This is a genomic window from Enterobacter oligotrophicus, assembly GCF_009176645.1.
Classification (GTDB): domain Bacteria; phylum Pseudomonadota; class Gammaproteobacteria; order Enterobacterales; family Enterobacteriaceae; genus Enterobacter; species Enterobacter oligotrophicus.
The window spans coordinates 3354496-3379468 of the sequence record NZ_AP019007.1 but is presented as its reverse complement, the minus strand read 5'-3'; the positions used below and the strand labels follow the sequence as shown (position 1 = coordinate 3379468).

The 24973-nt window shown below is 55.9% G+C and carries 20 protein-coding genes; 10 read left to right on the top strand and 10 right to left on the bottom strand.

Annotated elements, in window-relative coordinates:
• Positions 1-43: 43 nt before the first annotated feature.
• Positions 44-1486 carry a serine endoprotease DegP gene (degP, locus tag EoCCA6_RS16155; protein WP_152083509.1) on the bottom strand — a complete coding sequence of 481 codons (1443 nt, stop codon included), beginning with the start codon at positions 1484-1486 and terminating at the stop codon, positions 44-46.
• A 131-nt stretch (positions 1487-1617) separates the two neighbouring features.
• Positions 1618-3132: a dGTPase gene (dgt, locus tag EoCCA6_RS16150; protein ID WP_152083508.1), complete on the bottom strand. Its 1515-nt coding sequence runs from the start codon at positions 3130-3132 to the stop codon at positions 1618-1620.
• A gap of 82 nt (positions 3133-3214) precedes the next feature.
• Here dgt and mtnN point away from each other — a divergent pair, with 82 nt between their 5' ends.
• The 3 genes from mtnN to EoCCA6_RS16135 are packed head-to-tail and all read left to right on the top strand — an operon-like array spanning position 3215 to position 5354.
• Entirely contained in the window at positions 3215-3913 is a 699-nt protein-coding gene (mtnN, locus tag EoCCA6_RS16145; protein WP_152083507.1) for a 5'-methylthioadenosine/S-adenosylhomocysteine nucleosidase, read from the top strand.
• The gene (gene btuF / locus EoCCA6_RS16140; RefSeq protein WP_152083506.1) at positions 3906-4706 is read left to right on the top strand and encodes a vitamin B12 ABC transporter substrate-binding protein BtuF; all 801 of its coding nucleotides are present in this window, start codon (positions 3906-3908) and stop codon (positions 4704-4706) included. Before mtnN ends, btuF begins: the two co-directional genes overlap by 8 nt.
• Before the next feature lie 30 nt (positions 4707-4736).
• Positions 4737-5354 (top strand): TRIC cation channel family protein, encoded by a 618-nt coding sequence (locus EoCCA6_RS16135; RefSeq protein ID WP_152083505.1) that lies wholly within the window; start codon positions 4737-4739, stop codon positions 5352-5354.
• Positions 5355-5447: 93 nt separating this feature from the next.
• Here EoCCA6_RS16135 and erpA read toward each other — a convergent pair whose 3' ends face one another.
• Both erpA and clcA read right to left on the bottom strand, forming a co-directional pair.
• Complete coding sequence (gene erpA, locus EoCCA6_RS16130; RefSeq protein ID WP_152083504.1) at positions 5448-5792, bottom strand: iron-sulfur cluster insertion protein ErpA; 345 nt, start codon at positions 5790-5792, stop codon at positions 5448-5450.
• A gap of 86 nt (positions 5793-5878) precedes the next feature.
• On the bottom strand, positions 5879-7279 hold the full coding sequence (gene clcA / locus EoCCA6_RS16125; protein WP_152083503.1) for a H(+)/Cl(-) exchange transporter ClcA: 1401 nt from the start codon (positions 7277-7279) through the stop codon (positions 5879-5881).
• A gap of 177 nt (positions 7280-7456) precedes the next feature.
• On the opposite strand from clcA, the gene hemL reads away from it, so the two are divergent.
• Complete coding sequence (gene hemL, locus EoCCA6_RS16120; RefSeq protein ID WP_152083502.1) at positions 7457-8737, top strand: glutamate-1-semialdehyde 2,1-aminomutase; 1281 nt, start codon at positions 7457-7459, stop codon at positions 8735-8737.
• A 51-nt stretch (positions 8738-8788) separates the two neighbouring features.
• Here the strand turns inward: hemL and fhuB are convergent, their stop codons facing one another.
• From fhuB to hrpB, 6 genes are all read right to left on the bottom strand, one after another.
• Complete coding sequence (fhuB, locus tag EoCCA6_RS16115; protein ID WP_152083501.1) at positions 8789-10771, bottom strand: Fe(3+)-hydroxamate ABC transporter permease FhuB; 1983 nt, start codon at positions 10769-10771, stop codon at positions 8789-8791.
• Positions 10768-11658, bottom strand: coding sequence for a Fe(3+)-hydroxamate ABC transporter substrate-binding protein FhuD (gene fhuD, locus EoCCA6_RS16110; RefSeq protein ID WP_152083500.1), 891 nt, complete (start codon positions 11656-11658; stop codon positions 10768-10770). Before fhuD ends, fhuB begins: the two co-directional genes overlap by 4 nt.
• Positions 11658-12455, bottom strand: coding sequence for a Fe3+-hydroxamate ABC transporter ATP-binding protein FhuC (fhuC, locus tag EoCCA6_RS16105; RefSeq protein ID WP_152083499.1), 798 nt, complete (start codon positions 12453-12455; stop codon positions 11658-11660). Before fhuC ends, fhuD begins: the two co-directional genes overlap by 1 nt.
• 50 nt (positions 12456-12505) lie before the next feature.
• Positions 12506-14761: a ferrichrome porin FhuA gene (fhuA, locus tag EoCCA6_RS16100; RefSeq protein WP_152083498.1), complete on the bottom strand. Its 2256-nt coding sequence runs from the start codon at positions 14759-14761 to the stop codon at positions 12506-12508.
• A 236-nt stretch (positions 14762-14997) separates the two neighbouring features.
• Positions 14998-17520, bottom strand: a complete 2523-nt coding sequence (mrcB, locus tag EoCCA6_RS16095; RefSeq protein WP_152083497.1) for a bifunctional glycosyl transferase/transpeptidase — start codon at positions 17518-17520, stop codon at positions 14998-15000.
• A 145-nt stretch (positions 17521-17665) separates the two neighbouring features.
• On the bottom strand, positions 17666-20095 hold the full coding sequence (gene hrpB, locus EoCCA6_RS16090; protein ID WP_152083496.1) for an ATP-dependent helicase HrpB: 2430 nt from the start codon (positions 20093-20095) through the stop codon (positions 17666-17668).
• A gap of 73 nt (positions 20096-20168) precedes the next feature.
• Here hrpB and thpR point away from each other — a divergent pair, with 73 nt between their 5' ends.
• The 6 genes from thpR (at position 20169) to folK (ending at position 24915) form a co-directional block, all read left to right on the top strand.
• Positions 20169-20723, top strand: a complete 555-nt coding sequence (gene thpR / locus EoCCA6_RS16085; protein ID WP_152083495.1) for an RNA 2',3'-cyclic phosphodiesterase — start codon at positions 20169-20171, stop codon at positions 20721-20723.
• Entirely contained in the window at positions 20713-21417 is a 705-nt protein-coding gene (gene sfsA / locus EoCCA6_RS16080; RefSeq protein WP_152083494.1) for a DNA/RNA nuclease SfsA, read from the top strand. Before thpR ends, sfsA begins: the two co-directional genes overlap by 11 nt.
• A 176-nt stretch (positions 21418-21593) precedes the next feature.
• Positions 21594-22049, top strand: coding sequence for an RNA polymerase-binding protein DksA (dksA, locus tag EoCCA6_RS16075; RefSeq protein WP_001155232.1), 456 nt, complete (start codon positions 21594-21596; stop codon positions 22047-22049).
• A 59-nt stretch (positions 22050-22108) separates the two neighbouring features.
• On the top strand, positions 22109-22999 hold the full coding sequence (gene gluQRS, locus EoCCA6_RS16070) for a tRNA glutamyl-Q(34) synthetase GluQRS (protein WP_152083493.1): 891 nt from the start codon (positions 22109-22111) through the stop codon (positions 22997-22999).
• A gap of 42 nt (positions 23000-23041) precedes the next feature.
• A complete protein-coding gene (gene pcnB / locus EoCCA6_RS16065; RefSeq protein WP_152084471.1) occupies positions 23042-24439 on the top strand; it encodes a polynucleotide adenylyltransferase PcnB in 1398 nt (465 codons plus the stop codon).
• Complete coding sequence (gene folK, locus EoCCA6_RS16060) at positions 24436-24915, top strand: 2-amino-4-hydroxy-6-hydroxymethyldihydropteridine diphosphokinase (RefSeq protein WP_152083492.1); 480 nt, start codon at positions 24436-24438, stop codon at positions 24913-24915. The genes pcnB and folK overlap by 4 nt, the downstream gene beginning before the upstream one ends.
• Positions 24916-24973 lie beyond the last annotated feature (58 nt).

Here is a 24973-nt window from a genome sequence, read left to right as displayed (position 1 = left end):
AAGAGAAAAACCCCCGCTCAGAACACGCGGGGGCTTCTGGGGATTACTGCATCAGCAGGTAGATCGAGGTGTCACCACGCTGAATATTCAACGCCAGCACGGAAGGTTTGCTGTCGAGAATTTTGCGCAGTTCCGCGATGTTTTTCACTGGCTGCTGGTTAGCCCCCATGATCACATCACCTTTTTTCAGGCCGATACGGGCAGCAGGCGAATTCGCTTTCACGTTGTTCACCACCACACCTTTGTCCTGGCCTTTGTTACTCATCTCAGCGCCTTCAATACCGCTGAAGATGGTGCTGGAATCCACCTGATTCTGGCTGCTCTGCTGCAGTTCCAGGCTCACATTAACTGGCTTACCTTCACGCAGCAGGCCGAGAGTCACTTTACTGCCAATCGGCATAGAGCCCACTTCGGCACGCAGCGCGGCAAAGCTGCTGATCGGTTTACCGTTCAGGGAGGTGATCACATCACCCGCTTTAATCCCCGCTTTCGCCGCAGAGGAGTTCGGCATGACCTGGCTGACGAATGCCCCGCGCTGGGCGTCCACTTTCATCGCTTTCGCCAGTTCAGAGTTCAGCTCCGTCCCCAGGATACCCAGCTCACCACGTTTCACCTGGCCGTACTGCACCATCTGCGCGGTCAGGTTTTTCACCATATTACTTGGGATTGCAAAGCCGATACCGATGTTGCCGCCGTCCGGTGCCAGAATCGCGGTATTGATACCAATCAGTTCGCCGTTCAGGTTCACCAGCGCACCACCGGAGTTACCGCGGTTAATGGCTGCATCCGTCTGGATAAAGTTTTCGTAGTTCTCAGCGTTCAGGCCGCTACGACCCAGCGCAGAGACGATACCTGAGGTCACAGTTTCGCCCAGGCCGAACGGGTTTCCGATCGCCACGGTGTAGTCACCGACGCGCAGCGCATCAGAGTCGGCAAGTTTAATCGCCGTCAGGTTTTTCGGTTCCTGGATCTGGATCAGCGCGATATCAGAGCGCGGGTCTTTACCCACCACTTTAGCGTCAAATTTACGGCCATCGCTCAGCTGCACTTTAATGGTGCTGGCGTTATCCACAACGTGGTTGTTGGTCACAACATAGCCTTTTGCTGCATCGATAATGACACCCGAGCCAAGCGCCATGAATTTCTGTTGCTGGCCGCCGTTACCGCCCTGGCTGTCATCACCGGCACCACCGCCCTGACAGAACGGGGAACTCTGGAACGGTGAACCGTCCTGGCAGAACGGCGAGTTGTCGCCAAAGAACTGCTGGAAGTTACGCGGCATACGCGGCGTATTAACGGTCGTGCTACCCTCAACGTTGATACTCACCACCGATGGCATCACCTTTTCGAGCATCGGTGCCAGGCTTGGCATCTGCTGCGCGGTTGCTGCCGAAGACGCAGTCTCGGCTGCAGTAGCAGTCAGAGGAGACAGCGCTAAACCTAAACTCAGAGCCAGTGCACTCATTGCTAATGTGGTTTTTTTCATGTTTCTCAATCTCGATTTACTGATAACGCAAAATTGCTGTGTAACTCAGATTCATTTTATACCGCTTAGTTCCGGGATTAAGTTTATGGAAAAAGTAAAAATTTATTGGTCGTCTTTACAAAACTCCGCCTTTATTCAACGGCCATGAGCTTGCGGTATTCATCCCATGCATACAAATCGGTCATGCCGCTGATATAGTCCTGAATAAGGCGACAACGGTAATAATATTCCATCACCGGCCACTGAACCGCATGCCGCTCAATTTTGCTGATTGCTTCCACATAAGCCAGACGATGCCGGGTTGAAAGTTTTTGATACAGCCGGGATTCAATGGGCAGGCGGCGCACGCGTTCTTTTTCAACCAGCTCGCTGAACTCATCAACAGACAATTGCAGTAAAGGCCGATAAATTTCCAGCAGACCGCTGATGACCCGGTATCCCTGCAGCTCTAACTGTTCGACATCCGGATGGCTGAATACATGGCGCACGGCCACATTTTTATATAACTCAAGCAACTGACTAAAGCTGCTGTCATCTTCCAGCAGCGCGTGGTTAAATTCCCCACTGAAGATCATGGGTAAATTATCGATAAACCGCGCAGCCGCATAAGGCACCAGTTTATTGAGCGTATTGACCCGCAAATACATAAAGAACTGGTCTTCCGTACTGCGGCTCAGGGAATTTGAACGCGATTTATCCCAGGCATTTTCGACAACCTGAGAAAACAGCGACCCTTTTTCATGGCTGCACCACGCATCATAAAGATGCTGGTAAAGTTCCTCGACGCTGAATATTCTTTTTTCAACGGCGTCTTCGAGATCTGCCACGCAATAGGAAATATCATCGGCCGCTTCCATAATCCACGTCAATGGGAAACGGCCGTTTGGCGTCAGTGAAAGTTCTTTACGCAGCCGCTCAATATAGGCCTCTTCGGAAAGATAATATCCCGGCTTTTTCATCAAATAACTGTGTGTAGCGGGCGTTTCCCCCGTCCACCAGGCCGGTCGCGTATATTTCAGAATGCAGCCAACCTGCGCCCACGTCAGGTTCATACGCATCAGGGAGTGCACCAGCCGAATCCCCTGCGCATTCCCCTCGAAATGGCAAAGATCCTGACGTATCTTGCGACGTAAATCGTTCAGCCCCTCTTCACCTTCCCTCAGACGTAAATCCTGCACCACGCAGCGATCGTCGCTGAGCGGCTGGCTTATCACATCAGAGGGGAAAAGCCGCTGTTTGAACCAGTCATTAATGGCGGCCTCACCGAAATGCCCGAAAGGTGGATTGCCAATGTCATGCATCAGACAAGCCATCTCAACGATGCTCTCAAACGGCCCCGTCAGTTCGTCAAGACCGTAGGTTTCCAGCAACCGCTGCTCTTTAAGACGGCTTAAAATCTCTTTGGCAATATAACGCCCGACCTGCTGAACTTCCATCGAGTGGGTTAAGCGCGTGCGCACCGCCGCATTACGCTCCAGCGGAAAGACCTGGGTTTTTTGTTGTAAACGGCGGATCGCCGGAGAGTTGATAATGCGCCCGCGATCGCTTTCGAAAATACGCAGGATCTCATGTTCGCTCTTTTCACCCTGTGGCGAACGGAAACGACGATGCCAGTTAATTTTGGTGCGAAAATCGATTGGTGCCATGTGCTCCCCCGCGTGAGAATGCGTTTCCCCTTAACCGCATGATAGACTATGCATCTTAACAAGGCACATCGCGAGTAAATCTATGAAAATCGGCATTATTGGTGCAATGGAAGAAGAAGTTACGCTGCTGCGTGACAAAATTGAGAACCGTCAGACTCTCTCTCTGGGTGGCTGTGAGATCTACACCGGCCAGTTGAATGGAGTGGATGTGGCTCTGCTGAAATCAGGCATCGGTAAAGTTGCTGCTGCGCTGGGTGCAACGCTGTTGCTTGAGCGCTGCAAGCCGGACGTGATCATTAATACCGGCTCTGCGGGCGGCCTGGCCTCCACGTTAAAAGTGGGCGATATCGTGGTTTCTGACGAAGCGCGTTACCACGATGCAGACGTCACGGCATTCGGCTACGAATATGGTCAGCTTCCGGGTTGTCCGGCGGGCTTTAAAGCGGATGACAAGCTGATTGCTGCAGCAGAAAGCTGCATCGCGGAGCTGAACCTCAATGCGGTGCGCGGTTTGATCGTTAGCGGCGATGCTTTCATCAATGGCTCTGTCGGCCTGGCTAAAATCCGTCATAACTTCCCGCAGGCCGTTGCCGTTGAAATGGAAGCGACCGCGATTGCTCACGTTTGCCATAATTTCAGCGTACCGTTCGTGGTGGTTCGCGCTATCTCTGACGTGGCCGATCAACAGTCTCACCTGAGCTTTGACGAGTTCCTGGCCGTTGCGGCCAAACAGTCTACCGTGATGGTGGAAAGCCTGGTGCAGAAACTGGCACGTGGCTAAACCGTTCTTAAGGGCGCTGGCCGCCCTGCTTTTATTCGCCCCGGTATGGCTTTTTGCTGCACCGCGGGTGATAACGCTCTCCCCCGCCAACACCGAGCTGGCTTTTGCCGCCGGGATCACGCCCGTTGGCGTCAGCAGTTTTTCGGATTATCCGCCGCAAGCGGCTGATATAGAACAGGTTGCCACATGGCAGGGGATGAATCTTGAGCGCATTGTGGCGCTTAAGCCCGATCTCGTGCTGGCCTGGCGTGGCGGCAACGCCGAAAGACAGGTAAACCAGCTCTCGTCGCTCGGAATAAAAGTCATGTGGGTTGACGCGGTGAGCATTGAGCAGGTTGCCCAGGCGCTGCGCGACCTGGCTCCCTATAGCCCAACCCCCAAAAAAGCCGTGCAAACCGCACAGCAGTTGCTCAGCGACTATGCCGCGCTGAAATCCAGATACGATACGCCTGCCAAAAAGCGCGTTTTCCTGCAGTTTGGCAGCCAGCCGCTGTTCACCACCGGGAAAGGTTCAATACAGAATCAGGTACTGGAAGCCTGCGGCGGTGAAAATATCTTTGCCGCCAGCCGGGTGCCCTGGCCGCAGGTGAGCCGGGAACAGGTGCTGGCGCGGCAACCTCAGGCCATTGTCGTGGTCGGAAGTGCGAGCGAGATTCCTAAAATTGAACAATTCTGGCAACGCCAGCTCAAAATTCCGGTGATAGCGCTACACAGCGACTGGTTTGAACGCGCCAGCCCGCGTATTATCCTCGCCGCAAAACAACTCTGCGCCGCGTTGGCTGAGAGTCATTAACGTAGACCCGAAGAATTCGAGGATTTCACGATGCTCGTATATTGGCTGGATATTCTTGGCACAGCCGTTTTTGCTATCTCCGGCGTTCTGCTTGCCGGAAAACTGCGCATGGACCCGTTTGGTGTGCTGGTGCTTGGCGTTGTCACTGCTGTGGGCGGCGGAACAATCCGCGATATGGCGCTGGCGCATGGCCCGGTTTTTTGGGTTAAAGACCCAACCGATCTGGTGGTTGCGATGGTCACTTGTCTGTTAACGATCGTGCTGGTTCGCCAGCCTCGCAGATTGCCAAAATGGATACTCCCGGTACTGGATGCCGTCGGTCTGGCGGTGTTTGTCGGCATCGGCGTGAATAAAGCCTTTAATGCAGGGACAGGCCCGATGGTGGCGATCTGCATGGGTGTATTAACCGGCGTGGGTGGCGGGATCATTCGCGACATTCTGGCACGTGAAGTGCCGATGATCCTGCGAACCGAAATTTATGCGACGGCCTGTATTGTTGGCGGGATTGTTCACGCCACCGCGTACTACACCTTTGCGATCCCGCTGGAGAATTCCGCGATGCTGGGGATGGTCGTTACGCTGGGGATACGGTTAGCGGCGATCCGCTGGCACCTGAAGTTGCCAACGTTTGCGCTGGATGACAGGTAAACGCAAAACGGTAACCGCAAGGTTACCGTTTTTAGTCTTTTCTCCCTCTCCCTGTGGGAGAGGGCCAGGGTGAGGGCATCAGCCCGCACCTTCTTAGATACTGAACGAAGAACCACACCCACAGGTGCTTTTTGCGTTCGGGTTGGTCACGACAAAGCGAGACCCTTCCAGACCTTCGGTGTAATCCACTGCACCGCCCACCAGATATTGCAGGCTCATCGGGTCAACCACCAGTGCGACGCCCTGCTTCTCGATAGTCATATCGCCATCGTTAACCTGGTCATCAAAGGTAAACCCGTACTGGAAGCCGCTGCAGCCGCCACCCGTAATATATACACGCAGTTTCAGATCCGGATTGTCTTCGTCGGCAATCAGGGTTTTCACTTTCTTGGCTGCTGCTTCGGTAAATTGCAACGGCAGCGCTACGTCATCACTCATCTTATGCTCCCATGAATACTGCTTACTGCAATTGGGTAAAAATCACCCAATTCTTTTTGTCATTATCTAATACCCTGGTAATTCATTCAAGTATTCTGCGTTGAGGCCCGCTCAGCCTCTTGTTTTGCCAGGGTACGAGCAAGAATGGTGGAGTATAACGGTTTTCCACCCAGGAATTGGGCTAATAGTGTCGCGCCGAGACAGGTAATGATCATTGGCAAAATGAGCTGGTAATTGTCCGTCATCTCCAGCACCAGCACGATCCCGGTCAAGGGCGCACGCAGTGACGCCGCCAGCAGCGCGCCCATTCCCGCTATCGCAAACGTCCCGGCATCCAGATGATACGCCGGGAAACCTGCCGTGGCAGCCATGCCAAATGCCGTTCCCAGCAGAGTTCCCAACGCCAGCATGGGAGCAAAAATACCGCCAGGCGCGCCAGAGGAAAAGCAGAGCACCGTGGTGATAACCCGTGAAATAAACATAAACAGCAGCAGGCCAACGCTAAAATTCCCCGCCGCCGCAATCGGGATCAACCCGAAGCCGCCGCCCGCCGCATTCGGTTCGATAAAGCCAAGAAGCCCGCAAGCTCCGCCAAGCAAACCGCCGACCAGCACCCATCTGGTGGTATTACCCCCGTGAATACGCTGGAACATATCCTGAGCACGTAAGATCAACGTGTTAAACAGCGGGCCGACGACGCCAAAAATCATGCCGAGAACCAGATACAACCATAGCGTATTCACCGGCGCGTTGGTCAGCTTACCGACTTCAATCACCGCCCCTTCGCCATTGAAAATGCGAAAGACAATGCTCGACATAATCACACCGGTAAACACCGCTTTTATCGAGATGAGGTTATAGCGAAACTGCGCGCGCATCTCCTCGATAATAAACAGGATACCCGCCAGCGGCGCATTAAACGCCGCAGAAAGCCCGGCAGCAGCCCCGGTTGCCAGCAGCGTATGACGCGCTTCGGCACTGCGCATCCGAAAAAGATCGCCCACCATTCGCCCCACGTTACCGCCTAACTGCACCGTTGGCCCTTCCCGCCCGAGCACCATTCCCGCGCCAAGTGTTCCCATGCCGCCAATGAATTTAACGGGGATCACCCGCCACCAGCGCACAGGACGCAACTCTTCCAGCGCGCCTTCAATTTCAGGAATACCCGAGCCGCCCGCTTCCGGGGCGAATTTGCGCACCAGAAAATAACCGACCATCGCAAACAGGGCTGACAGGCCAAACGCCCACACCCAGACCAGCCATCCGCTATCTGCGTGCCCGGCGACCGTTCCAATGCGCCAGTTAAGGACGGCGTTAACCGCTTTTTCGAACGCGACCCCCACCAGCCCTGCCAAGGTTCCCACCACGGCAGCGGCCAGCAGGATCGCCAGAGGCGTTTTATCGCGATTAAGTAAACGCCGAATACTGATACGGTGCTGCGCGCGCGCAAACTGTTGTTCTTCAAATGAGGGAGTCGTTGCTTTCATTGTCTGTTCTTTTTGGTCATACAAATAGCCGCAAGGAGTTTACCAGAGACAATCCCCTCGTCCCCTGAAAAATACTTAACAAATGTTGAGAGGTTAATGGGGCAAAAATTTCATAACCTTCCACGAATCACTTAGAATAGTGTGCTTAACCATTTTATACGAACCAGGAACGACGCCATGAGCAAGTCTGAAAACCTCTACAGTGCAGCCCGCGAGCTAATCCCCGGTGGTGTGAACTCACCTGTTCGCGCCTTTACCGGCGTAGGCGGTACGCCGCTGTTTATCGAACGTGCAGACGGCGCGTATCTGTATGATGTCGATGGCAAAGCCTATATCGATTACGTCGGCTCCTGGGGTCCGATGGTGCTGGGGCATAACCATCCGGCGATCCGCAATGCGGTGATTGAAGCGGCCCAACGCGGCCTGAGCTTCGGTGCGCCAACTGAGATGGAAGTGAAAATGGCGGAGCTGGTCACCGGGCTGGTGCCAACCATGGATATGGTACGTATGGTGAACTCCGGTACGGAAGCCACCATGAGTGCGATTCGCCTGGCGCGTGGTTTCACCGGCCGCGACAAAATTATCAAGTTCGAAGGCTGCTACCACGGTCACGCCGATTGCCTGCTGGTGAAAGCCGGTTCCGGTGCGCTGACACTTGGCCAGCCGAACTCGCCGGGTGTACCTGCTGACTTCGCCAAACACACGCTGACCTGCACCTATAACGATCTGGACACCGTTCGCGCCGCGTTCGAGCAGTATCCGCAGGAGATCGCCTGCATCATCGTTGAACCGGTTGCGGGCAACATGAACTGCATTCCGCCACAGCCTGAATTCCTGCCTGGCCTGCGCGCATTGTGCGATGAGTTCGGCGCGCTGCTGATCATTGACGAGGTGATGACCGGTTTCCGCGTGGCGCTGGCGGGTGCGCAGTCTTACTACGGCGTCGAGCCGGATCTCACCTGCCTGGGTAAAATCATCGGCGGCGGCATGCCTGTCGGCGCATTTGGTGGCCGCAAAGAGGTGATGGAAGCGCTGGCTCCGACCGGCCCGGTTTACCAGGCGGGTACGCTTTCCGGCAACCCAATCGCGATGGCGGCCGGTTTCGCCTGCCTGACCGAAGTGGCGCAGCCGGGTATTCACGAAACCCTGACCGCCCTGACCACTCAGCTGGCAAACGGCCTGCTGGACGCGGCAGAAAATGCAGGCATTCCACTGGTTGTGAACCATGTCGGCGGGATGTTCGGGATTTTCTTCACCGATGCGAAAACCGTGACCTGCTATCAGGACGTCGTGAAGTGTGACGTTGAACGCTTCAAACGTTTCTTCCACCTGATGCTGGAAGAAGGCGTGTACCTGGCACCGTCTGCGTTCGAAGCGGGCTTTATGTCCGTGGCACACAGCGAAGAAGATATCAATAACACCATCGACGCGGCGCGTAAGGTGTTTGCGAAGTTGTAAATCGCGCCAGAAACGTAGGCCGGGTGAGCGTCAGCAACACCCGGCTTTTTTTTATCTGCTCTGTTTCCTTAACAAATAAATAAAGTACGGCGCACCAATAAAGGTCGACAACAGCCCCGCCGGGATCTGATACGGGAACAGCACCATCCTTCCACACCAGTCTGCAAACACCAGGATCACCCCGCCCGTCAGCGCAGATATTACGATATGCGGCATTGTCCGGCGGAAGCCGAGCATTCTGGCAATATGCGGAGCCATCAAACCGACAAAGCTCAGCGGACCAATGGTCATGGTAGCCGTTGCCGTCAGGCACGCCGCGAGCAGCAGCAAAGCCACACGCGTTGGCGTCAGCGCCATCCCCACCGCACGCGCGGTTTCCCCGCCGAGCGGCAAAATGGTCATCCAGCGACGACACAACGGCACAATAGCCAACAGCACGATCATCACAATCCCGGTGTTAACCACCTGACTGCCGGTCGCGCTGTAGGTGGAGCCGGAAATCCAGGTCAGGATCTGTGCCATGCGCGGATCGCCGCTCGCCTGCAGCATCATCAACAGCATCGTAAATGCGGTGCTGAGCGCCATACCGGCCAGCAGCATGCGATGCGGTGAAAAACCGCCACGCCCGGAGGCAATCAGAATGATCAGCAACGTCGCCGCCGCCCCGATACTCCCGGCAGGCATCAGCCAGCCAAACGCGTTTCCGGGCACCAGGAAGAGCATCAGCACCACGCCAAACGCCGCACCGGAGCTGATCCCCAGCACTTCCGGGCTGGCCATCGGGTTACCGGTAAGACGCTGGATAATACAGCCCGCAACCGCCAGCATAACGCCCGCAATCAGCGCCGAGAAGATACGCGGCCAGCGCCATTGCAACAGTTCATTCAGTAAGTCGCCCGTCGCCCAGTGCCAGCCTGTAGCATCGCGGCCCAGAGACAGCGCGGCAAACGAAGCAAGGATCAGCACCGCCAGCCCGGCGAGACTGAACCACAGCACCGACTGGCGCTCGGTATGCACTTTATCGCCCGCATCCATCGCTGGCGCGCTGATACTGCGCAGGCGCGGCAGCAGCCACAGCAGCAGCGGCGCGCCGATAAGCGCGGTCACGGAACCGGTAGAAACTTCCATCCAGACACGTGCCAGCCAGAGAATGACCTGATCGGAAAGCCAGAGGATAAGGGCACCAATCAGCGGTGCCAGCAGCAGACGCGCCAGCAGACGACGCGCTCCAAGCATTTTTGCCAGCAGCGGCGCAAACAAGCCGATAAACCCGATAATGCCGACCGCGTTAACCAGCAACGCGCTCAGCACAATCGCCAGCGTTAGCGCTGCAAGACGGGCCAGCGACAGTGCCAGCCCCAGATTACGCGCCACGCCGTCATCCAGCCCCATTAACGTCAGTGGGCGCAACAGCAGCAATGTCAGCACCACACCGCCAGCCAGCTGCGGCCACAGGCGCTGCACGATGCTCCAGTCGGTCTGGGTGAGCGTACCGGTGCTCCACATAAACATGCTTTGCAGCTGATCGTGATGGAACAGCACCAGCAGTTGATTGATAGCCCCGCAGTACAAACTCACCACCAGTCCCGCCAGAATCAGCGTGACCGGCGAGAGACGTTTTCCCCATGCCACGCCAAAGACCAGCGCACCCACGATGCACGCCCCCACGAGCGCTGCAAACTGCGACGTTAACGCCCCAGGCAATGCCCAGAGCGTAGTAATCGTAATCCCAAGCTGGGCCCCCGTTGCCACACCGAGCGTAGTCGGTTCCGCCAGCGGGTTACGTAAAACCTGCTGGAACAGCACGCCTACCAGGCCCAATCCTGCACCGACCAGCAGCGAAATCGCCAGACGCGGCAGCAAGCTGTAATGGAACAGCATTTGCTGAATGTTGTCGATATCCGGGGCGGCAAGGGCGGCTCCCCACTGCTCACGCGGTAATGCCGTCGACAGGTTGAACCAGGTTAACACCAGCGCGGCCAGGAAAATGAGGGTCAGCAACAGCGCCGGGAAACGGGCAATTCGCGTACTCATGCCTTGCCTCCCATTGCGTTGTCCAGCACGCGGGCAAAGTGCATGGCCGAGAGCGTTGCACCGTAGAACCACACCGCGGGTGCGCGCTGGAAGCGTTGCTCACGCACAAATGGCATCGCCTGCCAGAGCGGTGTCGCCATCAGGGTTTGCATTTCACGATCGTTGCCGTGATCGAAGCACAGCACATCGACATCACGAAACGCCGCCAGGCGGTCAATGCCGACGGCGGTACTGCCCCAGAAGGTCATCTCGCCTTCCCAGGCATTACGAATACCAAAGCTATCGAGCACTTCCTGGAACAGGCAGTTTTTGCCAAAGACCAGCATATGGCGGGCATCCAGTAGTGTCACCATCAGCAGCGGGCGGTCGCCACGGTTAGTAAAGCGTGGCTTCAGGGAGTCAATCAGCGCATCAAATTCGTCGAGATGGTGCTTCGCCGCCGCTTCCCGGTTCAGAAATTGCGCCATCTCGTTAACCGAGTTTCGCGCCATCGTCAGTGGTTTTTTGCCATCGCTGAAGGAAAAGCCCCGGCCAGGCGCAATCTTCGCCATGGTCTCTTCCGACGGACCATAACCTGCGGACCAGAATAAGAACGACGGCTTCATTTGCGTCAGGAGTTCAAGGTTCGGTTCGGTACGCAGGCCGATGTCGATCACCGAGTCAGGCAGCTTCGGCTCGTTCACCCACAGGTTGTAGTTGGGAATATCGGCCACGCCATAAGGTGTGATGCCCAGCGCCAACATCAGCTCTACGGGCAGCCACTCCAGCGCCACAATACGGTGAGGATCTATCGTTGCTGCCTGCGCCATGTTCATTTTTAACAGCAACGGTGAGAGCGCCATGGCCGCCAGCAGGCGACGGCGGCTGATTAAGGTTGAATCCAGCATCAATAGACAAAGCTCACCGGTGCAGCCCCGGCAGGATGAGGCAAAATACCCATGGGAATACCGTAAATATGTTCCAGCGTTTCACTGCGCATCAGTTCAGAAGGTGTCCCCTGGGCGATCATTTCACCGCCACGCAGCGCCACCAGGTAATCGCAATAACGTGCGGCCATATTGATATCGTGCAGAACCGCAATGACCGTCAGACCGCGCTGCTGGCTTAAGCGATGCACCAGCGCCAGCACATCAACCTGGTGAGCAATATCCAGCGCAGAGGTGGGTTCATCCAGCAGCAGGCAGCGGCTGTCCTGCGCCACCAGCATCGCAATCCACGCACGCTGGCGTTCACCGCCGGAAAGGCTATCCACCAGACGATGCGCCAGCGGTTTAAGCCCCACCAGCGCGATCGCCTCTTCCACTTTCTCTCTGTCGGCCACACCGAAGCGCCCAAGCGCGCCGTGCCACGGATAACGCCCAATCGCTACCAGCTCACGCACCGTCATCCCTTCCGCCTGCGGTAACTGCTGCGGCAGATACGCCACTTTGCGGGCAAAGGCTTTACTGCTCCAGCTCTCCAGCGGTTGTCCGTCCAGCAAAATATCGCCTTCTGACGGCGGCTGGTGCCGGCCCAACATCTTAAGCAGCGTCGATTTACCGGAACCATTGTGACCAATCAGGCCGGTCACTTTACCTGCGGGGAACGTTAAAGAGAGTGGATGCAGCAGAGTGCGTCCAGGTACGCGAAAGGAGAGGTTATTGAGCGTAAAGGTGGTGTCGGATTGCGTTTTATTATCCTGCATGTCAGCCAACTTAAATAAAAAGGGCACGGCGAACCGTGCCCAAAGAGAGATTAGAAGCGGAAGGTCGCCGTGGCAACAACCTGACGTTCAGCACCCCAGAAGCAACCGTAGGTGTTGAAGCAGCTGGCAACGTACTCACGATCGAACAGGTTGTTCACATGCAGCGCGACGTTGGAGCCCGCCAGCCCGACACGCGCCAGATCGTAACGAACTAACGCATCCACCAGGGTATAGCTGCCCACCGTGAAGGTGTTCGCCGGATCTCCTTTGCTGGAGCCGGTATAACGAACGCCAGTACCCAGCGTCAGACCGGACAGCGCACCGTCAAAGAGGGTGTAATCACCCCACAGGGATGCCATGTGTTTAGGCACCTGCGCAGGCGTATTGCCTTTGTAGTTGGTGTCGGTGGTGTATTCTGCATCGGTATAGGTATAAGAACCCACCACGTTAACGCTCGCAGACAGTGCCGCTTTCGCTTCAATTTCCACACCACGGGAACGGATCTCACCACCTTCAACCGAGAAGATCGAACCTGCCGGGTCCCCCATCAGGTTGTTGGTTTTCGTCAGTTGATACACCGCACCGGTGATCACAATTGGACGATCGTTCGGAACGTATTTCACGCCCGCTTCGTACTGCTTGCCTTTAGATGGCGCAAAGATGTTACCGCTCGCCCCTGTCTGAGAAGCAGGTTCGAAGGATTCACTGTAGCTGAAGTAAGGCGTTACGCCGTTATCGAACAGGTAGTTAACGCCGCCACGCCAGGTAAACTCTTTATCATCACGTGAATCTTTCGTGTCGTAAACGCGGTTCAGGGATTCCTGCTTCGCCCAGTCATAACGACCGCCGAGGGTGACCAGAACTTTATCCCACTGCATCTGATCCTGAACATACAGACCCGTTTGCTTCTGCTTGTTTAACACCTGGTAAGCACCGGATGGGCCTGGGTGTGAACCAAAATCAAAATCTCCGCGATCGAGATCATAGATGTCAGACGGTGGAACAGAGCCTGCATAGCCAAACCAGGAATCAATATCGTTACGCATACGCATAAAATCAACGCCGGTCAGGAGGGTGTGATCCAGTGAGCCGGTAGCGAATTTGCTTTGCAGTTGAGTATCAACGGAGAAGTTTTCTAATTTCTCATTATCAATAACATACTGACGGGTGAGCGTGTGGCCCCATTCAGACTGCGGAACGCCAGCACAAGGGCTGCTTGCCGGGTTGCCTGAATAGAGGGGATCGGAACACATACCGTATCCATACACGCTTTTTTGCGACACTTTATTCTGCGCATAACGTAAGTTCTGACGCACCGTGAAAGTGTCGTTGAATTCATGATCGAAGCTGTAGCCCACCATTTTCTCGTTACGAGAATAGGTGTTGTTTTCTGCACCTTCGTTAAAGTCGGTAGACAGACGCTTGCCGTTTGGCAGCGGAGACACCGTACCTTCCTTCGGCAGCCAGCCGTAATAACCTGTTTCAGGCTCGTTCTGGAAATAAGACAAGAACGTGAAATTCGTTTTGTCATCCGGACGCCAGCTGAAAGATGGCGCGATGGCGTAACGTTGCTCTTCCGCACCTTGTTGCTGAGCATTTGCCGAGCGAGCCAGGCCGGTTAAACGGTAAGAATAAACACCGTCATCATCCAGCGCATCGCTAAAATCAAAGCCAGTCTGGAACAGGCTGTTGGTGCCCATTTTAAACTGGATTTCTTTCAGTGGCTCTGTGGTCGGACGCTTACTGACCATGTTCAGCAAGCCGCCTGGGTTGCTCTTTCCGTAAAGCACGGAAACCGGACCGCGCATCACTTCGGCGCGTTCCAGCATATAAGGATCGATCACCGCATCGTTGTAGAAGTTGCCCTGCATCTTCAGGCCATCCAGATAGTTGTTCTGGCTTTGGCCGTCGGCAGCGAAACCGCGGATAATCAGGTAATCATAGGTGTTGGACGCGCCGCGCGTTCCTACAGCAACGCCCGGCGTATAGCTGAGCGCCTCTTTAACCGATTTCGGCTGGTGCAATGCCATCTCTTCGGCGGTGACTACGGAAATAGACTGTGGCACCTTTTGAATAGGCGTATCTGTTTTCGTTGCGGTTGCAGACTGCCTTGCTGCAATCGTTGCAGCAGGACCCCAGGCACTTTCCTGTGAAGCCGGTGCGGCAGTAACAGTAATGGTTTCTTCTTTTTTCGGGGTTTCGGCTGCATGAGCATAAGCAGACATGCCGGCAACCGCTGTGGCGACGACGACCGCGATTTTACGCAGCGACGTATTAATTGGCTGAGCAGTATTGGAAAGCGCCATGATGTATCTCTGATGAAAGAGTGAATGATAACGTAAACGAGAATTATTATTATGACCGCAGAATAATATGCGAAACGCTGACTGCATAGCAAGCAGTATGCGGCCCTACAAGAATTGAGGGTTTAAGAAATAAACAAGAGAGAACGTGAGGTTAATAAGGGTTGAATTTTGGGTTAAGGAAATGGGTATCACAGGTGAAAAAATACCCCCTTACGAATAAGGGGGTATTTTGAGGGTTAGTTACCGCCAAACATATCCTTGATCCAGCCAGCAACACCGTCACTGTCTTTCTTCTCGTTCTGCTGCGCCGGTTGCTGCTGCGGCTGCTGCGGTTGAGAAGACTGCTCAAACGGGTTGCCCGTCGGCTGTTCAGGCTGACTCTGCTGGCACAGCGCGTCAGGATTCGTTGTCCATACAGGCAGCGTGCGCATACCGCCACCGCAGATGAAGTTACCGGAATCATCCACACCCATATCGACGATATCTTCTGGCGCAACCAGGTTCAGCGGCACCGGGGACTGATTCGCCAGATAGCGCTGGTAAATCGACATCGCCCCGCTCGCACCATACAGTTTGGTCGGCTGGTTGTTGTCACGCCCCACCCAGGTGATCACCACTTCACGGCCATCAATACCGGCGAACCAGGTATCAACGTTGTTGTTGGTGGTCCCGGTTTTCCCCGCCAGATGCAGGCCTGGATATTTCGCACCCAGCTGACGCCCTGTACCACGCTGCACCACCTGCTGCATGGTCCACAGGGTCATATAGGCCGCCTGCGCCGGAACAGCGCGTTCTGCCTGCGGGAAGCTCTGGTACAGCACGGAACCATCTTCAGCAATCACCGAACGCAGCGCAGAGAGCGGTGCGCGGTTACCGCCGCTGGCGATAGTCTGGAACGCCTGCGCCACTTCGATTGGCGTCAGGTTAAGCGCCCCCAGGATCATCGCAGGCACCGGATGAAGCTGATCTTTCGGCACGCCCAGCTTCTGCCAGGTATCCACGATAGCCGGCAGCCCAAGCGCCATCCCCAGGTTAACCGTTGGTACGTTCATGGAGCGGGTCAGCGCATCCACCAACATCACCTGGCCGCTGAACTGTTTATCGTCGTTCTGCGGGGCCCACACCTGGCCGTTTGGCTGGCGCAGGGAGATTGGCGCATCGGCAATCCAGGTGTTCAGACGATACATGTTCGGCTGGCTCAGCGCGGTGAGATAGGTCGCCGGTTTTGCCAGAGAACCAATCGAACGACGCGCCTGCATGGCACGGTTGTAGCCCGCATACTGTGGCTCGGCACCGCCGACCATCGCGCGCACTTCGCCGGTATTACGATCCACAACCACCATCGCGGTTTCCAGATCGCTCAGCTTGCGCTGTTTCTTCAGGACCGGAATGCCTTCAACCGCCGCTTTTTCAGCCGCGTCCTGCGCTACGGAGTCAAAGGTGGTGAAGATCTTCACGCCGGAGAGATCTTTTACCTTATCGCCGAGCTTAGCCTGCAACTCCTGACGCACCATCTGCATAAACGCAGGCTGCGGGGAGATCACGCCGCCGCGCGGCTGAACGCCCAGCGGACGCGCGCTCAGCATGTCATACAGTTCCTGGTCAATGATCTGCTGTTGTTGCAGCAGACGCAGCACCAGATTACGACGCTCCAGCGCCAGTTTCGGGTTACGCCACGGGTTGTAGATAGACGCCCCTTTCACCATGCCCACCAGCAGCGCCTGCTGGTCAAGGCTCAGCTCCTCCACCGGACGGCCAAAGTAGTACAGGCTCGCCAGCGGGAAACCGCGGATCTCGTTATCACCGCTCTGACCGAGGTAAACCTCGTTCATATACAGCTCAAGAATACGATCCTTGCTGTAGCGCGCGTCCATCAGCACGGCCATGTACGCTTCGTTGGCTTTACGCCAGTAGGAGCGCTCGCTGGAGAGGAACAGGTTCTTCACCAGCTGCTGGGTCAGCGTACTTGCCCCCTGCACGGTACGGCCCGCGGTCAGGTTCGCCAGCACCGCACGGCCGATGGAGTAAAGACTGATGCCATCGTGCTCGTAGAAGTGGCGGTCTTCGGTTGCCAGCAGGGTATCCACCAGCAGATCCGGGAAGCCGTTACGCGCCACGAACAGACGTTGCTCGCCGTTCGCCGACGAGAGCATGGTGATCAAACGCGGGTCGAGACGGAAGAAACCGAACTGGCGGTTGTTATCCATGTTCTCGATGGTTTCCAGACGATCGCCATCAAAGGTCAGACGCGCCCGCACCTGCCCCTCTTTGCTGTCCGGGAAGTCGAACGGGCGGCGGATCATCTCAATGCTTTTCGCCTGCACGGTAAATTCGCCAGGACGCGTCATCTTTGTGACCTGACGATACTGCGTGGCCTGCAGCAGTTTCACCATCTCGTTCTTGCTAATGGGCATATCCGGCTCAAGGTTCACCATGCGGCCATAAACCGCAGCAGGTAACTGCCAGACTTTCCCGTCTATACGGCTGCGGATCTTCTGATCCAGATAGACGCCGTAAATCGCGATCAGCACAACAAAAACAATGAACAGCTTCAGCAGCAGCCAGAACCAGCCGCGCTTACCACGAGGCTTACGCCCTTTGCCTTTTCCTTTACGTGGCATCGGTTCTTCATCCTCATAATCGTCTTCATAGTCATCGTCATACTCCTCATCTCTGAGGCGACGACGGCTCACCTTTTCTTTCGCCGGACGCGTGGGTTTTCCCTTACGTCCTATTGGCTCGCGGTCATTCCCCGCCATGCTTTTTCTCCGCAACTTTCAGGCGCAAGGGCCCGATTTTCTTTTCTTCCACTGACCTGTGAAAGAAGAAATCTCTCAAAATTGGTTTTCTCCCTCTCCCTGTGGGAGAAGGCCGGGGTGAGGGCATCAGCCCACATTTGCCCCACTACGAATATTTCTTTGTCCGCCGTGTCGGCGCGGTATTAGCCGGATCGTCCGGCCAGACGTGTTTGGGATAACGTCCTTTCATCTCTTTTTGCACGTCACGATAGCTTCCCGCCCAGAACGCGCTCAGATCACGGGTGATCTGCAGCGGGCGATGTGCTGGCGACAACAGCTCGAGCACCAAAGGAACGCGCCCTTCGGCGATTGACGGTGTGGTCGCCTCGCCAAACATCTCCTGCATCCGTACCGCCAGCGCCGGGGGATTATCCTCATGATATCGAATGGCAATCCGGCTTCCGGTCGGCACAGTGTAATGCCCTGGCAGTTCACTATCCAGACGTTGACGTAATGACCAGTCCAGTAAATTCTGTAACGCCGCCTTAACATCAAGTGCTTTTAGCGCCCGCAGCGAGTGAACACCGCTCATTTGCGGCAGTAGCCACGTCTCAAGCGAGGCCAGTAACGTCTCATCATCTACTGCAGGCCAGCTATACTCTGGCAGCCAGCGCGCAGCACAGTGCAGACGAATACGGTACTGTTCAGCGTCTGGCGTCCAGTTCAGCACGCTCAGCCCTTTTTCCCGTATGCCGTTTAGCATCGCCTGGTGCAGCTCGTCTTCCGACGGCTTTGCCAGCGGTCTGCTGCCCAGAATCAGTTTGCCAATCTGGCTACGACGGAATGCCTTCAGCGTGCCCTGCGCGTCGTCCCATTCCACACTATCGGATTGCTGGAGCAGTTGCGAACAACGGCGCGTCAGGGTGTCGATATCTACCGCAATCGCCTGCAAAATGCGCGCGTCCGGCGAGTGGCTACCCTGCAACAATAACGGGGCAATTAACCACTCATGGCGCGTCAGGGCATCGTCGCTGTCCAGCATAGCGCCCATGCCGTTTGCCAGCTGGTAACGCCCATCTATCCCCCGTCGACGGGCGATCCTGTCCGGGAAAGCCTGCGCCAGAAGGACGGCCATTTTATCGCTGTCCGGCGCGCCATCGCGGCAGTTTAGCCGCTTGCAAAGCTGCTGCGCCCGCTGCTGCCAGTTGCTCTGATTGCGCGAAAAGGCCAGCGCCAGGTCGCAATTTCCCCCACGCGGCGGCTCCTCAAGAATAGCCGTCAGCTTCGCCGCCGTGGCAATTTCATCCTCTCCGTTCGCGGTTATCAGCATGGCTGCCAGGCGAGGCTCATTTCCCAGCGCCGCCATTTTCTGGCCGCGCGGCGTCAGGCGTTCATCTTTCAACGCGCCAAGCTGAACCAGCAACGCGCGTGCCGCCGCGAGGTTCACGGCGGGCAGCGGATTGAGCCAGGTCAGTTGAGCCGGATCAGGACACCCCCATTGCAGCAGATCCAGAACCAGAGCAGAGAGATCGCTGTGTAAAATTTCCGGCGTACTCTGCAGTGCAGCGCGCTCTGCCTGCTCCGCGCTGATCAAATGCAGACAAATCCCCGGCTCAAGCCGCCCTGCACGGCCCGCGCGCTGTACCATCGACGCCTGGCTTATCCGTTGCGTCAGCAGTTTGGTCAGCCCGGTACGCGGATCGAAGCTCGCGACCCTCTCCTGAGCGCTATCCACCACCAGGCGAATCCCTTCGATGGTCAAACTGGTTTCGGCGATATTGGTTGCCAGCACCACTTTACGCTGCCCCGCGGGTGCAGGAAGGATGGCCTTGCGCTGATCGTTTAACGACAGTGCGCCGTAGAGCGGGCAAAGCACAACGTCGTTGCCCACGCGGGAAGCCAGCTGCTCCTGTACGCGCTGAATTTCACCCACACCGGGTAAAAATAGCAGCAACGAGCCGGATTCCTGACGCAGCAGTTCTGCGGTCGCGATAGCAACCGCGTCGTCAAAACGTTGATGTGCTGAAAGCGTCTGGTAGCGGCGCTCAACCGGAAAAGCACGTCCTTCGGAGGAGATAACCGGCGCGTCAGGTAACGCCTGCTGCAGCCGTTCATTATCGAGCGTCGCCGACATGATCAGCAGCCGGAGATCGTCACGCAGCCCCTGCTGCACATCCAGCAACAACGCCAGCGCCAGATCCGCCTGCAGGCTACGTTCGTGAAATTCATCCAGAATCACCAGCCCGACGCCGGTCAGTTCAGGATCGTTTTGCAACATGCGGGTAAGAATTCCCTCGGTGACCACCTCCAGCCGCGTGGACGGACCGACACAATTTTCGGCACGCATTCGATAGCCTACCGTCTCGCCCGGTTTTTCGTTAAGCAGTTCCGCCAGGCGCTGTGCCACGTTGCGCGCGGCCAGCCTGCGCGGCTCCAGCAGGATAATTTTCCCGCTGATATTCCCGTCTTTCAGAAGCTGAATCGGCAGCCAGGTCGATTTACCGGCACCCGTGGGGGCATTCAGCAAAACCTGCGGGGCATGTTGTAAGGCAGCGAGAAGCTCAGGAAGGACGACGGCGACCGGCAATGAGGACACTAACAACTCCAGAGGGTTAACATTAGTCGGCGTACATTGTAGCATCGGCGCATACCATTACCGAGTCCTCCGTATGTCTGAGTCGAAACGACTGTTTTTTGCCATTGAACTGCCCGCCCCCCTTCAGCGACAAATCGTCCGCTGGCGCGCTGAACACTTCCCGCCGGAAGCGGGACGCCCTGTCGTCGCCGCGAATCTGCACCTGACGCTGGCCTTTCTGGGCGATGTAACCGCCGAAAAACAGCGCGCCTTAGCCGCACTGGCCGGACGTATTTCCCAGCCTGAATTTACGCTGCAGCTTGATGATGCCGGACAGTGGCTGCGCTCCCGCGTGGTCTGGCTGGGGACGCGCCAGCCGCCTCGCGGGTTATTACAGCTCGCCAGTATGCTCCGCGCGCAGGCGGCCCGTAGCGGCTGCTACCAAAGCCCACAGCCGTTTCATCCTCATATCACCCTGCTGCGCGATGCGGGTCGGGCCGTTGCCATTCCACCGCCTGGCTTTCACTGGTCCTTTCCGGTGAAAGACTTCGCGCTTTACGAATCTGTCTTTGCACAAGGACGCACCCGATACACGCCGCTACAGCGCTGGACGCTGAGCGACACCCTAAGGAACTCTGATGAAGTTTAGTCCCGCTTTACAGCACGCCACGCTGATCCAGCGCTATAAGCGCTTCCTTGCTGATGTGGTCACGCCAGAAGGTGTGCACTTAACCCTGCACTGCCCGAATACTGGCGCGATGACCGGCTGCGCCACTCCCGGTGACACGGTCTGGTATTCCACATCAGAAAATACTAAACGCAAATATCCCCATACCTGGGAGATGACGCAGACCCAACAAGGGGCATTTATTTGTGTGAATACATTGCGCGCAAATCAACTCGTTAAAGAGGCGCTTACGAATGGCACGCTTCCCGAACTGGTAGGTTATGGTACGCAAAAAAGTGAAGTGAAATATGGCGATGAAGGCAGCAGAATTGACTTTATGTTACAGGCGGAAGACCGTCCTGAGTGCTATATTGAAGTCAAATCAGTGACGTTAGCGGAACAGGAAAACGGCTTCTTTCCGGATGCGGTAACGCTACGTGGTCAGAAGCATCTGCGAGAGCTAATGAGTGTAGCGGCGGCGGGCAAACGCGCCGTTTTGCTGTTTGCAGTTTTGCACTCAGCCATTGAACGTTTCTCTCCCGCCCGCCATATTGATCCTAAATACGCGCAATTGTTGAATGAGGCACAAAAGCAGGGGGTAGAGGTTTTCGCTTATAAAGCGGAACTTTCTGCCGATAATATGACTCTGAGATCCTCTCTTCCCATTGTCTTATAAGGGAGTAGACGATTGACTATTAAGTGTTCTGGCCGCGTGCGCAAATACGCTTTTCCTCACAGGCTTGTCAAGTGTTACGTTTAGATAATTGCCATACGGAAAAGCATCTGCTATTTATAGCGACCTGATTTTTCCCCCAACACGGGGATCGATAGTGCGTGTTAAGGAGAAGCAACATGCAAGAAGGGCAAAACCGTAAAACATCGTCCCTGAGTATTCTCGCCATCGCTGGGGTGGAGCCGTATCAAGAGAAGCCGGGCGAAGAGTATATGAACGAAGCCCAGCTGTCGCACTTCAAGCGTATTCTTGAAGCATGGCGTAATCAACTCAGGGATGAAGTCGATCGCACCGTTACACATATGCAGGATGAAGCTGCCAACTTCCCGGACCCGGTGGACCGTGCCGCTCAGGAAGAAGAGTTCAGCCTTGAACTGCGTAACCGTGACCGCGAACGCAAACTGATCAAAAAGATCGAAAAAACGCTGAAAAAGGTTGAGGACGAAGATTTTGGCTACTGCGAATCCTGCGGTGTTGAAATCGGCATTCGTCGCCTGGAAGCGCGTCCAACCGCCGACCTGTGCATCGACTGTAAGACGCTGGCAGAAATTCGCGAAAAACAGATGGCTGGTTAATTCCAGCCTTCTAAACACACTACAAAGGCGGGAGTTCCTCCCGCCTTGTTACTGTTGATATGTCTGAATCACACTATATCGGGCGCTTCGCGCCATCTCCTTCCGGTGAATTACACTTCGGCTCGTTAATTGCCGCGCTCGGCAGCTACCTGCAGGCTCGCGCCAGTCAGGGAAAATGGCTCGTGCGTATTGAAGATATTGATCCCCCCCGTGAAGTTCCCGGTGCAGCAGAAACCATCCTGCGTCAGCTGGAACATTACGGTCTTCACTGGGACGGCGACGTGCTTTGGCAGTCTCAGCGTCATGACGCCTACCGGGAACGTCTGGCGTGGCTCTATAAGCAAGGATTGTCTTACTACTGCACCTGCTCCCGCGCACGTATTCAGAGCGTGGGTGGCGTTTATGATGGTCATTGCCGCACGCTTAAAAATGGCCCTGAAAATGCGGCCGTGCGTATAATACAGCGCGCTCCCGTCACCCATTTTAATGATTTGCTGACCGGTGAGATTCAGGCGGATGAACGCCTGGCGCGGGAGGATTTTATTATCCATCGTCGCGACGGTCTGTTTGCTTACAATCTGGCGGTGGTCGTGGATGACCATTTCCAGGGGGTGACGGAAATTGTGCGCGGAGCGGATCTGGTTGAACCTACCGTGCGGCAAATATCGCTCTACCACCAGTTTGGCTGGACGGCACCGGATTACATTCATCTGCCGCTGGCGGTCAACGAGCAGGGCAATAAACTGTCGAAGCAGAATCACGCCCCTGCCCTGCCTGAGGGCGATCCACGGCCTGTATTAATCGACGCGCTGCGATTTCTCAACCAGAATGTAACGAATGAATGGCAGGATCTCTCTGTTGATGAATTGCTGAAAATGGCGACGGCCAACTGGGCCCTAAAAGACGTGCCAAAAATCCAGCATTCTCAAATGCGTTGCGCTGAGCTATGATTAGCCGCTTTTTTGATAACAAAACACACTACGAGGTGTACTATTTTTACCCGAGTCGCTAATTTTTGCCGTAAAGTGCTTAGCCGCGAAGAGAGCATGGCGAACGACGCTATTGCGCAAAACCGCATGTCGGTTATTCCGCGTGAGCAGCACAATATTTCCCGCAAAGATATCAGTGAAAATGCCCTCAAGGTGCTCTATCGTCTGAATAAAGCAGGCTACGAGGCCTACCTCGTCGGTGGCGGGGTTCGTGATTTACTGCTGGGCAAAAAACCAAAAGATTTCGACGTGACGACCAGCGCCACGCCCGAGCAGGTGCGCAAATTATTCCGTAACTGCCGCCTGGTTGGCCGCCGTTTCCGCCTTGCGCACGTGATGTTTGGGCCAGAAATTATCGAAGTGGCGACGTTCCGTGGTCACCACGAAGCGGGGATTGCCGATCGTACCACGTCCCAGCGCGGTCAGAATGGCATGCTGCTGCGTGACAATATCTTCGGCTCAATCGAAGAAGATGCCCAGCGTCGCGATTTCACCATCAACAGCCTTTACTACAGCGTGGCGGATTTCACCGTGCGCGATTACGTCGGCGGCATGCAGGATCTGAAAGAGGGCCTGATTCGCCTGATCGGTACGCCGGAAACGCGTTATCGCGAAGATCCGGTGCGCATGCTGCGCGCCGTGCGTTTCGCCGCCAAGCTGAATATGCGCATCAGCCCGGAAACTGCCGAGCCAATTCCACGCCTGGCAACGCTGATTAACGACGTGCCACCTGCACGTCTGTTTGAAGAGTCCCTGAAGCTACTCCAGGCCGGTTACGGGTTTGAGACCTATAACCTGCTGCGCGAATATAATCTGTTCCAGCCGCTGTTCCCGACAATTACCCGCTATTTCACCGAAAACGGCGACAGCCCGATGGAGCGCATGATTGCGCAGGTGCTGAAAAATACTGACACCCGTATCCACAACGATATGCGCGTGAACCCGGCGTTCCTGTTCTCGGCGATGTTCTGGTATCCATTGCTGGAAACCGCCCAGCGGATCACCCAGGAAAGCGGTCTCGCTTATTACGATGCCTTCGCACTGGCCGCAAACGATGTGCTGGACGAAGGCTGCCGTACGCTGGCCATCCCGAAACGCATCACGACGCTGGTGCGTGATATCTGGCAGCTTCAACTGCGCATGTCTCGCCGTCAGGGCAAACGAGCCTGGAAGCTGATGGAGCATCCAAAATTCCGCGCCGCGTTCGATCTGCTGTCTCTGCGGGCTGAAATTGAAAAAAATCAGGAGCTGCAACGTCTGGCACAATGGTGGGGCGAGTTCCAGGTTTCCGCACCGCCAGAACAGAAAGATATGCTCACCGATCTGGATGATGAACCGGCACCGCGCCGTCGTCACCGTCGCCCGCACAAGCGCGCACCGCGTCGCGAAGGCACGGCATGACCCTCGCTTATATCGCCATCGGCAGCAATCTGGCCTCTCCGCTGGAGCAGGTTAACGCTGCCGTTCACGCGCTGGGGGAGATCCCACAGAGCCAGATCGTGGCAGTGTCCTCTTTCTACCGCACGCCGCCGCTGGGGCCGCAGGATCAACCTGACTACCTGAACGCGGCGGTTGTGCTGGAAACCGCTCTGGATGCCGACACGCTGCTGGATAATACCCAGCGTATTGAACTGCAGCAGGGCCGTGTGCGCAAAGCCGAGCGCTGGGGACCGCGAACGCTCGACCTCGATATCATGCTGTTTGGCAACAACGTGATTCATACTGAGCGTCTTACGGTTCCCCATTACGACATGAAAAATCGTGGATTTATGCTCTGGCCACTGTTTGAAATTGCCCCCGACCTTACCTTCCCTGACGGTATGTCATTGCAGGCCGTTCTGGAAAACCTTAACGCCGAAAAACCGGCCCGCTGGTAATCCCCTCATTCCGTCGGTTAACCATTAACATTTTGTGGTTAATCGATTGCCTAAAATC